Genomic DNA, 14751 nt, shown 5'->3' on the forward strand with positions numbered 1-14751 from the left:
TTAAACAAAGGAGCTCGGTTATGAAACGTACACTAGTGACTGCAAGTCTTATGGCTGCAGGATTATTCAGCCTTCCAACTTTCGCTGCTGATATTGAAGTTAGCGTGACAAACTTAACTCACGGAAATCACTTCACCCCTATTTTGATCGCAGCCCACGACGCTGACAGCCACCTGTTTCAAGTCGGTACCGAAGCTTCTGCAGCGTTACAAAAAATGGCTGAAGGCGGTGACATTGCCGACTTAGATACAGCTGTAACCGGTAATGCAGGCGTAACATCAGCAAATCCGGCAATGGGTTTGCTTGCTGCGGGTGCCAATGTAAGTGGAGTAATGCTTGATACTGGCGACAACACCCATTTATCTATCGTAGCGATGGTGTTACCCACTAATGATGCCTTTATGGGCTTAGACGCTTGGGAATTCCCTACCGAAGCAGGCACGTATACTATGTACGTCAATGCATATGATGCAGGCACAGAAGCCAATGATGAAATCATTAATGGCGGCGGCATGTCAGGCGTACCGGGTATTCCGGCAGCCCCTGGTGGTGACGGTGGAGCTAATGGCACTGGCGTGATGGACAATTCTGACAACAGTAATGTACATACTCACCCTGGTGTTTTAGGTGACATGGACCCTGCTGGTGGTATGAGTGACTTAGACAGTCGCGTACATCGCTGGTTGAACCCTGTAGCCAAAGTTGTGGTGACAGTAAAATAAGGAGGTAGCCCATGAAACGCACTGACTTTACCCTTAAGCCCAGCTTAATCGCCATGCTGGCTGCTGCAACACTGCTTACTGCCTGTGGTGATGACGATGACGATACCGTTGTTGTTACCCCACCAGCTCCAGTGATGCAAACCTTCACGGTAACCGTGACTAACTTGACGGCTAACCAACCAATGTCGCCCGTTATCTTAGCCTCTCATGCTAGTGATGCCATGTTATGGAACGCCGGTGAAATGGCCAGCGAAGCACTCGAGAAAATGGCTGAAGGTGGTGATACTGCCGACATAGCAGCACTCAGCGTGATCAATAGCAGCGTTAACGGCACAGGCTTATTAATGCCTGGTATGCCAGAAACATTGACCTTGACCTTAGATGAAGCCGACGTAGCTAGCATTAGTTTGGCCACCATGTTGGTTAACACTAACGATGCTTTTACCGGTATTAACAGTTACACCATTGCCGGAATGGAAGTGGATGCAACAATCGCGATGAAGTTTATGGCTTATGATGCTGGCACTGAAGCCAACAGCGAAGCCAAAGGTACTATGCCAGGACCTGCTGATGGCGGCGAAGGTTTTAACGCTAGCCGTGATGATGTCGACTTTGTGCATATTCATCCGGGTGTTATTTCAATGTACGATGGCTTAGCTGATTCAGTACTGGGTGCATCGCATCGTTTTGATAACCCAGTATTAGCCGTCACCATTATGCGTACTGAATAATCTTAATCGGTCGTGTCGACTGAATGAATTTCAACCCGATTGAAATTTATTCTCCTCAAAGCGGGTCTAAGTATTAATGCAATTACTGGATTTGCTTTGAGGAAGTCACCATGAATGGAAACGCGAAACATAATGGCCATGTTTGTCCGCAACATATTTTGTTAGTAGAAGACGAACAAGACTTGGCTAAGTTAATCATACTTAACCTCAAAGCACTCAACTACAGCGTCGACCACGCCACCACCTTGAAGCAAGCCATGCACATAATCGAGCATAAAAAGCTCGACCTCATATTAATGGACCGCATGCTCCCCGATGGTGATGGCATTATGTTGTGTGAGCAACTACGCCAAGACGGTAAGGAAGTCCCGTTGATGCTATTAACCGCCAAAGATTCAGAAGCAGATGTGGTACTGGGCCTTGAAGCAGGGGCAGATGATTACCTCGTCAAACCCTTTAGCGTATTAGAGCTGCGCGCACGGGTAAAAGCACTATTAAGACGCGGCAAAGCACAACATGAACAAACCCAACAAATTGAATTTAACAGCGTAACCATTAACGCCAGCACCCGTGAAGTTACCGCGTTTAATAAAGCGTTAACCCTCACCGCCCGCGAATTTGATTTACTGCTATTTTTAGCCAAACACCCGCAACAAGTCTTTAGCCGCATGCAACTGTTAGAAGCAGTATGGGGCTATAACTACGACGGCTATGAGCACACAGTAAACAGTCACATCAACCGTTTACGTAACAAGCTTTCTTTGTGCTCACCTGAACATGATCTTGTCAAAACAGTGTGGGGCGTAGGCTACAAATTTTCACCACCAGAGGTGCAAACCAACTAATGAATCGCTTATTTAATCGGTTGTTTTTAGCATCCACAATCATCGTGTTATTACTGTTTGTGGCGTTATGGCAATGGTTGCAACTTAACCATGAATTCAGCCGTAATCAAATTCAGCAATCACTGCACCTACAACTTGCTGAACACATGGCACACATAAACCCTTTATTATCGCAAGGGATCACGTCAGACGCCGCGCTTAAAGAAGCCTTTCACGACTTTATGTTGTTAGGGCCAAGCTTTGAAATTTATACCTTAGATCCAGATGGTAAAGTGATTGCCTATGACGCCAAAGAAGAAAAAATTAAAACTCACCGAGTCGATACTGCAATTATTCAACAGTTTTTAAATGGCGAAAGCCTGCCAGTGCTTGGCACAGATCCTCGCAGCGAAGATACCCACAAGATTTTTTCAGCCAGTAAACTCATCACCGAAGACGGGCTTCATAGCGGTTATTTATATGTGATTATTGGCGGTGAAGATTACGACAGCTGGCAGGCACTTATTAATGCCGAAAACCAACCTAAAATCTGGGGCGCTACAATCGGTTTTTGGATCATTTTTGCTTTAGTGCTATTCGTGATTTTATTGCGCTATTTTACCCGCCCAATCCAAAAGCTCGCTCAAGACTTAACCGAACTTAAAAACACGCCGATGTCAGACAAACTGATGCTCCCCCAGCGCTATCGTGGCAGCTTAGAAATAAGCCAGCTCAGCCATCATATCAATCATTTATTGCAAGAAATCCAATTGCAGCAACAGCAAGTGAAACGCCAACAACAGGCCAAACACGACTTTTTACTGCATTTATCACATGACTTAAAAACCCCACTTACCGCATTGTTAGGTTATATCGATACTTGGTTGATATTACCCGAGCACGAACGGGATGAGGCGCTAATCCAATATGCTGCAAACTCAGGCCAAACCTTACAGCAGCTACTGGCACAGTTATTAGAATTGGCCGCCCTAGAAAATGGCCAAATCGATGCGCAACTGCAACAAGTAAACCTAAGCGAACTGCTTAGCGATATTGAACAAACCTTTACTCCTCGAGCAAAAAAGCTCGGGGTTCAATTAGATTTCGACATCAATCATGCCAGCCAAATCTATACCGACCCCGCACTAATGCGCCGCATACTGAACAACTTGGTCGATAACGCCCTGCGCTACACCCCCGCCGGTGGCAAGATTCAAATCATCAACGCACAACACAATGGTCAACAATGGTTAACCGTGCGCGACACCGGCGCAGGCATGCACAAGCATGAAGTTGACGCCCTGAAACAATTATCGATGACGACACTGTCGTTTGAGACTAATCAAAGTCTGCCACAACTCGGCGTCGGACTCGCCATCGTCAGGCAATTATTAGGCTTATTGAAATGCAGAATTGAAATCGACAGCCAACCCGGCGTTGGCAGCGAATTTAAGATAGAGCTTGTAACGCAGAGTTAGGTGTTGAGGTTGAGGTTAGATTTGTTGCGATTGAATATCTAAATAAACAGTGTTTGGCAACATACTCTGCCATTGCTCTACTTCTGGTTGATTAAATCGCTTGCGAAGCAATCGTGTCATGTAAGGCCGGAGGAGACTAGATTACCTCCGAGTATCCGACTATAAATATTGTTAAAACAAACTAACTACAACTAACACAAAAGCACATATAAAATATTTATAGCTTGCAGTAGAAAAAACCAAATTTGATTTAAACCAGTGCTTAAGCGGAGCTACTAATAATAATGGCGACGAGAGTAAACCACGCAAGAAAAATAATATTCCAAAAACCCCAGCTATTTCGCCAAAATCTAACATTCGAGTTTGATAAAACTGAACTACTTGGAATATTATTACCAGAGCCATAAAACCTTTAACAAGGTTTGAACTACGTTGAATTTTAACTGCTTGTTCTTCCATTGAACTCAATCCTATTTAATGCGTATAACGATTTGCTAAATTGCATTTTGGTTGTTGTGAATGTGGTGCGGAATTTGGCGAATCAATGGTATAAAGTAGCGAAAACCAACAGACAGTCCCTGCATCAATTTAGTGAAAGTACCATACTTATCTCAATGTTTCGTCATCAATATGTTTTTATCATTCTTGTATGTCTGCTGTTTCATATATTGCCTCGTATATTAGAATCTGTGCGTTACGCTGTGTGAAAGTCATAAATCGCTCGTTGGACTGGGCCAACTACAAAACGAGGTTCAAAGCTGGATCAATCTCCATGGCAACCTTTTCGTCGCTATTGTTTTGTAAATAGCGAAAATATTGCGGGGCGGCGAGGCCAATTTTTTTATCAAGAGTAAAGAGGGAGCAGCCGTTGGTTTCCTCTTGGTCTGGTGTGGGTGAAGCGCCACGACTTTAGTGGCCGCAGGCCATAAAACCTAAATCAAAATCATAAAAAACAGCTGGATTCCGGCTCACAAGCATTACCGGAAAGACGTAAAATAGAAAAACTAACTGCTCGCATTCAAAAACTAAAAAACAAAAAACGATCAACAAAAAAGCGAATCCGAAGATTCGCTTTTTTAGCCAATATCACTGAATTACTTGTGGTATTTACCAGACAACTCATGCACAGAATTGATAAATGCACCAGCATGCTCAGGATCAACATGTTGGTGAATACCATGGCCTAAGTTAAATACATGGCCAGTACCTTCACCATAACTTGCTAGAATTTGATCAACTTCTTGATGAATACGCTCTGGCGTAGCATACAACATTGATGGGTCCATGTTGCCTTGTAAAGCCACTTTATGACCTACGCGACGACGAGCATCACCAATATCAACAGTCCAATCTAAACCTAATGCATCACAGCCTGTTTCAGCCATAGACTCTAACCATAATCCGCCGCCCTTAGTGAACAAGGTAACTGGCACTTTACGGCCATCAGCAAAACGAGTTAAGCCATCAACAATTTTTTGCATATAACGTAATGAAAACTCACGGTAAGCGTGGTGTGATAACGCACCGCCCCACGAGTCAAATATCATTAACGATTGTGCACCGTTAGCCACCTGAGCGTTAAGATATAACACTACTGAGTCTGCTAACTTATCTAATAACATGTGTAATGCAGCAGGTTCTGCATACGCCATACGCTTGATTTTTTCGAAGGTTTTGCTTGAGCCGCCTTCAACCATATAAGTGGCCAAAGTCCAAGGAGAACCCGAAAAACCAATTAACGGCACAGAGCCATTCAGTTCGCGACGAATGGTACTCACTGCACGCATTACATAACCCAATTCATCTTCTGGATCTGGAATACATAATTTTTTGATTGCATCGATAGTATCCGTTGGACGTTCAAAACGCGGACCTTCACCTGCTTCAAAATACAAACCTAAGCCCATTGCGTCTGGCACGGTCAGGATATCTGAGAATAAAATCGCAGCATCTAAGTCATAACGACGTAACGGCTGTAAAGTGACTTCGCAAGCCAATTCGGCATTACGGCATAAAGACATAAAGTCACCCGCTTGAGCACGAACTTCTTTATACTCAGGTAAATAACGTCCTGCTTGACGCATCATCCATACTGGAGTGACATCAACAGGCTGCTTTAGCAACGCACGTAAATAACGATCATTCTTTAATTCTGCCATGTGGACTTTGTTCCTAGACTGTTATGATTTTTGCTGGGCGTTAGTTTAGCACTTACGCGATTAATGTAACCACTCATGCAGAATTTATGTGAGCTATTCCTAAATCTATGGTCGATTTTATTAACACAACCGCCACTATGCTCACAAAACACACAATACTGATGTGTAAATCGCAATTTATTGGATTAAAAGTTGCGTCGCGTTAAGTGGTTTGGTATAAAAAGTGTGCGCTAGCAAGAACAATCAAGAAGCCCGACAAATCGAGCCTTTGAAAACTTCGTTACCCCGTGATGGCATGCCATCACGGGGTTTTTTATTATCCCGCTCCAAGACTCCTGTCCTTTTCATCCCCAAAGCAAGCTCGTCGATAAGCAAATAAAAATAAAACAGTTGATCGCAATACACTTTGTCCAATACATTAGTTGTAACAGAATGGCTGCCAATTAGAGAGAAGACATGCTAACAAAACTAGAAAAAGCAGAAAAACGCTGGGGCGGTTCTCATAATTTAATCGATCAATGGCTTAATCATCGCCGCAAATTATTAATCCAATATTTTATCGTTGCCGGATTAGCACCCTATTCTCGTAGCGAAAAATCACTTCCGAGCATGGATCAAGTGAAACAATTTTGTGCCCAATTAGTTGATTATGTCTCAGAAGGTCACTTTGAGGTTTACAACAACGTTATTAAAGCTTGCGAGAAGTTTGGTGAAACGAGTATCGAAACAGCCAACGCCTTATTACCGCTGATTAGCGAAAGTACTGACACGGCATTGGATTTTAATGATAAATATACCGACGCATCTGACGAACAAGTGCTGTATCAACTCGACAACGATTTATCACATTTAGCACAAGCGATGGAGTCGCGTTTCGAATTAGAAGATGAGCTGCTAGAATTGCTATATCAACGCCTTCCTTAATTGAGCCAGCCCATTAAAAAGTGCGATGAATTGACGCACTTTTTAATACGGTTAACTTGATTGCAGCAAACATTATTGCCGTTTATGCCAGTTTTCAGGCAACTCAACTTGTGACCACAAATGTTGACATAAATCTTGCGGCTGATGCCAATCGCCCATTTTTAACCACTCCACTAATGCATCGCCTACCTGTGGATACGCAATAGGTTTAGGTGACGGGCTTTTTAACCAACGCTTAAGCACAGCAGGATCTAAAGTTTGCATACTTTCTGCCGCAGCAAGTAATTCTAACGCCGCAACGTTAGCAGATTGCTCAAACTGACCCTGTAACGGTTTCACCAATAACTTTTTACCTAACGTCATCGCCTCACTGGCCAACTCAAAGCCAGCATTGCCAATCACCCCACCACATTGAGCCATGTGTTGTTTAAAGCCTTCACGATTAAAACCATGCCAATGAATATGCTCTGCTAATGGTTTCAATGGTTTAGTGCTGTGGTAAACAGAAAAGTGATATTGATCAAATGGGGCTAAAAAGGCAGCTATACGATCAGGCTCTTCAAAGGGTAAATAGACTAAAATTTGGTGGCTATGATCACCACCATTGGGCCACACCTCCACAAATGGAGGTAAAATAGGAAAGCCAAAATGATGCCAATGACAACCTAAAGCGATGTCAACGGGTGCAAAATGGTTGAGCAGAAATTCATTAAACCAGCTGTTACCTTGTTTAGGGACTGGATACTGTAATGCTGCTTGATGACTAATGGCGATTGACGGCACATTTTGTTGTTTGGCCGCCCAAGCACTCACAGGTTCAAAATCGTTTAAAACTAAATCATAACCCGTTAAATCGAGCTGCTTAATTTCAGATAAAATGGGAGTGGTTAAATTGTATTTGGCGGTTTTAACACAATTAACACGACCATTTTCGGTTACGAAAGTCATACCATTACGGGTCTGATAATCGCCAAAGCATTGCATATCAAAGTAGTGCTGTGGTGTTCGGCCTGAAAAAAGAAAATCGACATCGATATTATGTTGCTTAAGCGCAGTAGACATTACGCGTGCGCGGCTGATATGGCCATTCCCTGTGCCTTGAACTCCGTACAAGATTTTCATATTGCCTTACATCCCTCAACGGCTTAATGATCAAGATTAAAACGCTGTACTTCTTTCTACATAAACAGTTACTACATGAAGAGTGGCTACGCGAACCTTTACCACATGTACTGTGACGGCATGAGCGATTACTTCATGAGCGTTCTTAACATAAGCTTTACAGCATCAGTTGATCGACCAGAAATACCGAGCCGATCCCCAACCCAGCGCCAGCCATAATATCCACAGGATAATGAACTCCCAGAGCGATACGCGATGAGCCAACAAAACAAGCCCAAGCAAACGCAATCGGTGCTAAGGCAGGAAACACCAGATTTACCACGCTAGCAAACACAAAGGCACCAGCAGTGTGCCCTGAAGGTAAGCTAAATTTATCCGACGGTTCAAAACCAGACTCAAACCCAGCTAACGCATGGCAAGGACGATGACGTCGAATGCTATTTTTCAGCAGTAAATACAACGGAAACTCAACCAAGAAACTCCCCAACACTAAATTAAAAAAGTGCTGGCCATTAGGATGAAAAAACAATAGCGCAACAGATAAATAAGCATAATAGTGGCCATCACCGGTTGCAGATACACGTTTAGCAGCCTGACTTAGGCCGTTATCTCGACTAAATTGCGCTATCCAATAAAACCAATATTTATCTAACTGGCTGATACTCTTCATGCCTGACTCCATGTCAAACGTCGGCAATATCATTTAGCTAATATTGATCCGACTAAAGTTATGTATTTGTTAACAGTTTAGATAATAGACAGAGGTAATGAACACGAGGTGACAGTTAGCCTAAAGTTTTATGACACAGCCCAGAGTTGAGTTTCACGTTAGAAATAACCATAAATTCGAGAATAAGCATAAATTAGCGAATAACCATAAAGAAGCTTAACGGCTGATGTTTACCCGCGAGGTCACTTCAACTGAGAATAAGAGATGGGATAAATCGATAACAACGGTTTTATTTAAAATCGGTACTATGTGCTTGCCATTGATGTTACTCACAAGATGTATTGACTCGTCAATAGAGAGCTTATTGTGGGCCATTAAAACGCAGACAGGGGAATACAGAGCGGTTTGATAGCCATTTATTGATTTAAATCAAAGCGATTTAAAGCAATAACCCCTCAAGTTTGGCTTGAGGGGTTATTAATCGCGACCGTGTTATCGTCATTCACTAACACGATAACTTAATATGACTCGTGCAATTATGCAGTTTGTGGCTGTGCACCTTTATTACGATAAATCTTAATTAAGTGAAAAATGTTAATGCATGCAACAAAGGCATTCATGCCCGCTACTGGCCATGCTTCGATTGCATATCCGTAGGCGACAAAAAAAGAACAGCCAATAAAGTTTAACCATCTTAGTAAAACGATGTCTTTCATCATTAGTGAAATGGCAACCATAACGGATGCGGCATAGCCTAATACTTCAATAATATTGATATTTTCCATAAGAACCTCTGTTTCAGGCTCTCTGCCTTCCGTATGCGTAACGGGGGTTCCGTGCCCCTAAAGCTAGTATTATTTTGTAAACTAACATTAATAAATCTAGCAATATGCTAACAAACTGTAGAGCAAAAATGTAATTAAAAAACGTATTAGGATGACCTAAATCAACATATATCGACTAATTGGTTCAATTTGAAAGAAAATTACTTACAAATTTGATCCCTGTTCTCTATTTAGGCCAATGCGTCATCTGCGCATAAGTCACACCATAAGTTGATTTATAACAATCCAGTGATTGATAAGGCTTTTATTTTCATAAAAAGCTCATATAATTCATTTAACTTTGCTTTACCCAGCAATTTACCTTTGCTGTCCAACAGGAGTGAAATATGGAATACAACACCTCAGAACTCTGCGACATGTATATAGATGTAGTCGATGTCGTCGAACCAATGTTCAGTAACTACGGTGGTTGCAGCTCCTTCGGTGGCTCAATCAGTACAATTAAGTGTTTTGAAGATAATGGCCTGATTGCTGAAGCTTTAGAAGAAGACGGTGAAGGTAAAGTATTATTAGTCGATGGTGGCGGATCGTTAAGACGTGCCCTACTAGATGCTAGAATTGCTGAAATTGCTGTAGCCAATAATTGGGAAGGTATTCTCATTTACGGTTCAGTACGTGACGTTGACGCTCTTGAAGAACTTGATATTGGTATCCAAGCGCTTGCTTCGATTCCTGTCGGTGCTGAAAGTAACGGTGTGGGCGAAATCGAAATTCCAGTTAATTTTGGTGGCGTGACCTTCTTACCGGGTGATCATATCTATGCTGATAACACGGGCGTTATTCTGTCTCCAGAACCATTAGATATTGAATAACCCCGTCATAGCCAATTTAGCTTTGTAAAAAGCTGGCAGACAATTCCTTTAAAAACCAGCTATGCTGGTTTTTTTGTGGCTGTAATTCGGAGAATCACCATGTTTAGCGCATTTACTCAGCAGCATTGCGATGCATTATTAAGTTTACGCCCTAATGAAACCAAAATAGGCCAACAGGTTTATCTGGCATCGGCTGAACTGTCATTAGCGCAAAATGCACAACAGGCTAAATTCAGTGGCGCCCAGTTTGCCATTATTGCCATCGCAGAAGATGTGGGACCACGAGCTAACCTCGGGCGAGGCGGCGCTGATGATGCCTTTATCGCTAGCATGAAACAGTTAATTAATTTACAGTCCAATCGATTTCTTAATGGTAACGAATGTGCCATTTTAGGCCAAATCAGTCTTGATACATCAGTATCCACAACCGCTACCGTTGAACAATTACGCCAAGCAACCGCACAATTGGATGACATCGTCATTGCTGCAGTAAGTGAAATCATGCAAGCAGGATTAGAACCCATCGTTATCGGCGGCGGCCACAATAATGCTTATGGTTTATTAATGGCAACAAAAGCCACTACAGGCCTACCTGTCGCAGCCGTCAACCTCGATCCACACAGTGATTTTAGACCACGAGAAGGTCGCCACAGCGGTAATGGATTTAGTTATGCCGCCGCCAATGGCGCACTCGACCATTATCATATTCTCGGCTTGCATGAATTAAAAAATAGTGAAGAAACCCTAGAACAACTGAGCCTGTTTGGCGCTACATGGAACAGTTTGCAACAAATTTGGATCCGGCGTGAACTGTCACTAGAAACCGCATTAAAACAAATCGCTAAAGCATTAAATCAAACCCAACTGCCTGTAGCATTAGAGCTCGATGTCGATGCGATTGCCAATATGCCCAGCAGTGCAGCGACTTTTGCCGGTATATCGATACTCGATGCCTGCCATTATGTGCATTATATTGCTAAGCATTGTCCATGCCATTACGCTCATTTTGCAGAAACTGCCCCAGCATGTCATCACGCGGGTTTAGAAGCGGGTTACCGCGATGCAGGTCAAGGTCTCAGTGAGTTAATTTATGCTTATCTTCAGGGTCGATTAACCGGTCTGAATTAGAATCAGCTACGGCTATTCATTAAAGGCTAATTTTATGCTCTAATGCAGGCAATTTTTTAGCCTTAACTGCTGCTTTTTATTGGGGCTAATCGACGCGAAGCTCATTGCTGCGTTCAAGTTGAAGTGAAATGTATATTAGGTGCAAGGTAAGACAACTAATTGATTGTTGTCACACTCTCGCACCACAGCATTTCAGCAATCATTCGCAATGGCATACACTCGCTATTAATTATCGCACATTATAGGAATATACCGATGTCTGAAGGCGAACCGAAAAACACTCATTTTGGATATAAAACTGTCGAAGCCGATAAAAAAGCAGACTTAGTCGCTGACGTGTTTCATTCCGTCGCGGCAAAATACGACATTATGAATGACGTGATGTCTTTTGGAGTTCACCGCTTTTGGAAGCGCCACACCATTGAAGTCGCTGCTGCAAGACCGGGGATGAAAGTGCTTGATTTAGCCGGTGGTACTGGCGATCTCACGGCTAAGTTTTCACATTTAGTCGGCGATAGAGGTCAAGTCGTTCTTGCTGACATTAATGATTCCATGCTCAAGGTCGGTCGCACTAAATTACGTGACAAAGGTATCGTCAATAACGTCAGCTATGTTCAAGCTAACGCTGAAGCACTGCCGTTTCCTGATAACCATTTTGATATCATCACTATCGCGTTTGGTTTACGTAATGTTACCGATAAAGATGCGGCGTTACGTTCAATGCAACGAGTATTAAAGCCTGGTGGAAAACTACTCGTGCTTGAGTTTTCAACACCTAAACATGAATTAATGCGTAAAGTTTACGACATGTATAGCTTTAAGGTGTTACCTAAAATGGGCGCATTAATCACTAAAGATGCTGACAGCTACGAATACCTTGCCGAATCAATTCGGATGCATCCTGATCAAGAAACGCTTAAACAAATGATGGTAGATGCAGGTTTTGAACAAGTCGACTACACCAACATGACAGACGGCGTTGTCGCATTACATAGAGGTTATAAGTTCTAATGACCCCTAATCACTTTGCTTTGTTAACTTGTGCTGCCATTGAAACCGCTTTTAACCAACTGCCAGCACAGGCTAAAAGTGACTATGCTCGCCAAAAGTCATTGCACGGCAAAGTATTTTGTATCCAGCTGAGTCAGTTAAATTGGCCCATTTATTTGGTGTTTGCCAAACAAATTCAAGTACTCAGCCATTACGAAGGTGATGTAGCAGTAACCGTACGTGCTGATGTATCAACATTATATCAGCTGACTGAAGGCGCTAATTTAACTGAGCTTATCAAACAAGATAAACTCAGTTTGGAAGGCGATATTCAATTACTGCAATCGTTAAGCCATTATTTACAGAATATTCATGTTGATTTTGCCGAACCATTATCACGTTATATTGGTGATGCTCCGACGCATAAACTCGTTGCTACAGCAAAACAATTTAACCATGATATCAAGCTGGTCTTACAAAAAACTCGCTCACACATCAGCCAGTTAACCACTGAAGAATATCGCCTAGCGCCGCATAAAATCGAATGGCTACATTTTCGTGATAATCTGGACGAACTGGTGAGTCAAACCGAACGTATCGAAGCCAAGATAGCCCAATTAAGAGATCAAATAACGCAATGACAACTGCAAGTATCAGGCGTGGTTACCATGTCATTAAAACCATTCTGCATTTTGGCTTAGATGACTTAATACCTAAACACAAAAAGCCCTGGTATTTCGCCATTGTGCGCAACAGCTTATTTTGGATCCGTAATAAGCATAAAACTAAATCGCCTGCAGAGCGCTTAAAATTAGCGATGCAAGATTTAGGGCCGGTATACATCAAATTAGGACAAATGCTGTCGACTCGCCGTGATTTACTTGACGACGAATGGGCGTATCAGTTGGCCATGTTGCAAGACAGAGTGCCACCGTTTGATTCTGCTTTAGCACGAGAAGCCATTGAAGCTGAGCTTGGTGCTCCTATCGCAACCTATTTTGATGATTTTAACGATACACCACTTGCCTCTGCATCCATATCGCAAGTACACACCGCTACCTTAAAATCTAACGGTAAAGCCGTGGTGCTTAAAGTGCTGCGACCTAATGTTGAGCAGCAGATATTAGCTGACTTACAGTTAATGACTCAAACGGCTAACTTACTCGAAACCTTATTAGGTGACGGTAATCGTTTACGCCCAGCAGAAGTGATTGAAGATTACCGCACCACCATTTTAGGCGAGCTAAACTTAAAGCTAGAAGCGCTTAACGCCATCAAACTGCGCAATAATTTTCTGGATTCTAATTCGCTGTATGTGCCTTTTGTTTACGAAGAACACAGTTATCAACGCCTTATGGTCATGGAACGCATTTACGGTATTCCAGTCTCTGACACCGAAGCGTTACGAGCTCAAGGTACCAACTTTAAACTGCTTGCTGAACGCGGTGTAGAATTGTTTTTCACCCAAGTGTTTCGCGACAATTTTTTCCACGCAGATATGCATCCAGGCAACATTTTTATCAGTCGTGAACATCCAGACGACCCATTTTATATCGGCCTAGACTGCGGCATTATGGGCACATTAACCGAAGTGGATAAACGTTACCTAGCAGAAAACTTTTTAGCCTTTTTTAATCGCGATTATCACCGTATTGCCCAGCTGTATATTGAGTCAGGTTGGGTATCTGAACACACAGATATTATTGCGTTTGAACAAGCTGTAAAAGTAGTTTGCGAACCCATGTTTAATAAACCATTGGATGAAATTTCATTCGGTCATGTTCTGTTAGAGCTGTTTAGAACTGCGCGTCATTTTGATATTGTGGTGCAGCCACAATTGGTGTTACTCGAAAAAACCTTACTGTATATTGAAGGTTTAGGCCGTCAGTTATATCCACAATTAGATTTATGGCAAACCGCCAAACCCTTCCTAGAAAATTGGATGTCAGAACAAGTTGGCCCTAAAGCCATGTTCAATAAAGTAAAATCAAATGCGCCATTTTGGGCCGATAAACTCCCTGAGTTTCCTGAATTGATTTACGACAATTTAAAACTAGGCCGTAAATTACTCGGCACTCAACAGCAAATGTTAGATAAGTACTTGCGCTACCAACAGAAATCTCACAAGAGTAATTATCTACTTATCACTTCGGCTGTATTATTGATCTGTGGCACAATTTTATTTACTCAAATAGCTACACTATGGCCTGCATATACCTGTATAGGTGCAGGCATATTGATTTGGGCAATAGGATGGCGATCTAGGCCAAAGAATCGTAAGTTTTAGCTAGCACTAATTTATTAGAGGTTCATAATACTTAAAGAATTGGGTGTTATTATGGATTT

General features: G+C 42.4%; 15 protein-coding genes. 10 read left to right on the top strand and 5 right to left on the bottom strand.

What is annotated here, in order from left to right:
• Positions 1 to 20 precede the first annotated feature (20 nt).
• The 4 genes from CXF88_RS07375 (at position 21) to CXF88_RS07390 (ending at position 3755) form a co-directional block, all read left to right on the top strand.
• Positions 21 to 722, top strand: a complete 702-nt coding sequence (locus CXF88_RS07375) for a spondin domain-containing protein (RefSeq protein ID WP_101086241.1) — start codon at positions 21 to 23, stop codon at positions 720 to 722.
• Positions 723 to 733: 11 nt separating this feature from the next.
• Positions 734 to 1453 carry a spondin domain-containing protein gene (locus CXF88_RS07380; protein ID WP_101086242.1) on the top strand — a complete coding sequence of 240 codons (720 nt, stop codon included), beginning with the start codon at positions 734 to 736 and terminating at the stop codon, positions 1451 to 1453.
• Between the two features lie 110 nt (positions 1454 to 1563).
• Positions 1564 to 2298, top strand: a complete 735-nt coding sequence (locus tag CXF88_RS07385; RefSeq protein ID WP_101086243.1) for a response regulator transcription factor — start codon at positions 1564 to 1566, stop codon at positions 2296 to 2298.
• A complete protein-coding gene (locus CXF88_RS07390) occupies positions 2298 to 3755 on the top strand; it encodes a HAMP domain-containing sensor histidine kinase (protein WP_101086244.1) in 1458 nt (485 codons plus the stop codon). Before CXF88_RS07385 ends, CXF88_RS07390 begins: the two co-directional genes overlap by 1 nt.
• Before the next feature lie 171 nt (positions 3756 to 3926).
• Here the strand turns inward: CXF88_RS07390 and CXF88_RS07395 are convergent, their stop codons facing one another.
• Positions 3927 to 4214 carry a hypothetical protein gene (locus CXF88_RS07395; RefSeq protein ID WP_059747517.1) on the bottom strand — a complete coding sequence of 96 codons (288 nt, stop codon included), beginning with the start codon at positions 4212 to 4214 and terminating at the stop codon, positions 3927 to 3929.
• Positions 4215 to 4849: 635 nt separating this feature from the next.
• A complete protein-coding gene (gene hemE, locus CXF88_RS07400; RefSeq protein ID WP_101086245.1) occupies positions 4850 to 5914 on the bottom strand; it encodes a uroporphyrinogen decarboxylase in 1065 nt (354 codons plus the stop codon).
• Between the two features lie 456 nt (positions 5915 to 6370).
• On the opposite strand from hemE, the gene rsd reads away from it, so the two are divergent.
• Positions 6371 to 6838: a sigma D regulator gene (rsd, locus tag CXF88_RS07405; protein ID WP_101086246.1), complete on the top strand. Its 468-nt coding sequence runs from the start codon at positions 6371 to 6373 to the stop codon at positions 6836 to 6838.
• A gap of 72 nt (positions 6839 to 6910) precedes the next feature.
• On the opposite strand, the gene CXF88_RS07410 is transcribed toward rsd, so the two are convergent.
• From CXF88_RS07410 to CXF88_RS07420, 3 genes are all read right to left on the bottom strand, one after another.
• A complete protein-coding gene (locus CXF88_RS07410) occupies positions 6911 to 7960 on the bottom strand; it encodes an MJ1255/VC2487 family glycosyltransferase (RefSeq protein ID WP_101086247.1) in 1050 nt (349 codons plus the stop codon).
• 157 nt (positions 7961 to 8117) lie between these two features.
• Positions 8118 to 8630, bottom strand: a complete 513-nt coding sequence (locus tag CXF88_RS07415) for a phosphatase PAP2 family protein (RefSeq protein WP_101086248.1) — start codon at positions 8628 to 8630, stop codon at positions 8118 to 8120.
• Positions 8631 to 9166: 536 nt separating this feature from the next.
• Positions 9167 to 9415: a YgjV family protein gene (locus CXF88_RS07420; RefSeq protein WP_101086249.1), complete on the bottom strand. Its 249-nt coding sequence runs from the start codon at positions 9413 to 9415 to the stop codon at positions 9167 to 9169.
• A gap of 386 nt (positions 9416 to 9801) precedes the next feature.
• Here CXF88_RS07420 and rraA point away from each other — a divergent pair, with 386 nt between their 5' ends.
• The 5 genes from rraA to ubiB all read left to right on the top strand — a co-directional run bounded on the left by rraA (position 9802) and on the right by ubiB (position 14692).
• Positions 9802 to 10287, top strand: coding sequence for a ribonuclease E activity regulator RraA (rraA, locus tag CXF88_RS07425; RefSeq protein WP_101086250.1), 486 nt, complete (start codon positions 9802 to 9804; stop codon positions 10285 to 10287).
• 99 nt (positions 10288 to 10386) lie between these two features.
• A complete protein-coding gene (locus tag CXF88_RS07430; RefSeq protein WP_101086251.1) occupies positions 10387 to 11415 on the top strand; it encodes a formimidoylglutamase in 1029 nt (342 codons plus the stop codon).
• A gap of 255 nt (positions 11416 to 11670) precedes the next feature.
• Entirely contained in the window at positions 11671 to 12426 is a 756-nt protein-coding gene (ubiE, locus tag CXF88_RS07435) for a bifunctional demethylmenaquinone methyltransferase/2-methoxy-6-polyprenyl-1,4-benzoquinol methylase UbiE (protein WP_011635964.1), read from the top strand.
• Entirely contained in the window at positions 12426 to 13046 is a 621-nt protein-coding gene (locus CXF88_RS07440) for an SCP2 sterol-binding domain-containing protein (protein WP_101086252.1), read from the top strand. Before ubiE ends, CXF88_RS07440 begins: the two co-directional genes overlap by 1 nt.
• Positions 13043 to 14692, top strand: a complete 1650-nt coding sequence (gene ubiB, locus CXF88_RS07445; RefSeq protein ID WP_101086253.1) for a ubiquinone biosynthesis regulatory protein kinase UbiB — start codon at positions 13043 to 13045, stop codon at positions 14690 to 14692. Before CXF88_RS07440 ends, ubiB begins: the two co-directional genes overlap by 4 nt.
• The last annotated feature ends 59 nt before the right edge of the window (positions 14693 to 14751 follow it).

This window comes from Shewanella sp. ALD9 (genome assembly GCF_002836315.1).
Lineage (GTDB): Bacteria > Pseudomonadota > Gammaproteobacteria > Enterobacterales > Shewanellaceae > Shewanella.

What these genes read in the sequence shown, in the direction of transcription:
- CXF88_RS07430 (WP_101086251.1), top strand. Translation starts at nt 10,387, where the DNA reads ATGTTTAGCGCATTTACTCAGCAGCATTGCGATGCATTATTAAGTTTA.
- CXF88_RS07415 (WP_101086248.1), bottom strand. Translation starts at nt 8,630, where the DNA reads ATGAAGAGTATCAGCCAGTTAGATAAATATTGGTTTTATTGGATAGCG.
- CXF88_RS07375 (WP_101086241.1), top strand. Translation starts at nt 21, where the DNA reads ATGAAACGTACACTAGTGACTGCAAGTCTTATGGCTGCAGGATTATTC.
- CXF88_RS07410 (WP_101086247.1), bottom strand. Translation starts at nt 7,960, where the DNA reads ATGAAAATCTTGTACGGAGTTCAAGGCACAGGGAATGGCCATATCAGC.
- rraA (WP_101086250.1), top strand. Translation starts at nt 9,802, where the DNA reads ATGGAATACAACACCTCAGAACTCTGCGACATGTATATAGATGTAGTC.
- hemE (WP_101086245.1), bottom strand. Translation starts at nt 5,914, where the DNA reads ATGGCAGAATTAAAGAATGATCGTTATTTACGTGCGTTGCTAAAGCAG.
- CXF88_RS07395 (WP_059747517.1), bottom strand. Translation starts at nt 4,214, where the DNA reads ATGGAAGAACAAGCAGTTAAAATTCAACGTAGTTCAAACCTTGTTAAA.
- CXF88_RS07420 (WP_101086249.1), bottom strand. Translation starts at nt 9,415, where the DNA reads ATGGAAAATATCAATATTATTGAAGTATTAGGCTATGCCGCATCCGTT.
- CXF88_RS07440 (WP_101086252.1), top strand. Translation starts at nt 12,426, where the DNA reads ATGACCCCTAATCACTTTGCTTTGTTAACTTGTGCTGCCATTGAAACC.
- CXF88_RS07380 (WP_101086242.1), top strand. Translation starts at nt 734, where the DNA reads ATGAAACGCACTGACTTTACCCTTAAGCCCAGCTTAATCGCCATGCTG.
- CXF88_RS07390 (WP_101086244.1), top strand. Translation starts at nt 2,298, where the DNA reads ATGAATCGCTTATTTAATCGGTTGTTTTTAGCATCCACAATCATCGTG.
- ubiE (WP_011635964.1), top strand. Translation starts at nt 11,671, where the DNA reads ATGTCTGAAGGCGAACCGAAAAACACTCATTTTGGATATAAAACTGTC.
- rsd (WP_101086246.1), top strand. Translation starts at nt 6,371, where the DNA reads ATGCTAACAAAACTAGAAAAAGCAGAAAAACGCTGGGGCGGTTCTCAT.
- CXF88_RS07385 (WP_101086243.1), top strand. Translation starts at nt 1,564, where the DNA reads ATGAATGGAAACGCGAAACATAATGGCCATGTTTGTCCGCAACATATT.
- ubiB (WP_101086253.1), top strand. Translation starts at nt 13,043, where the DNA reads ATGACAACTGCAAGTATCAGGCGTGGTTACCATGTCATTAAAACCATT.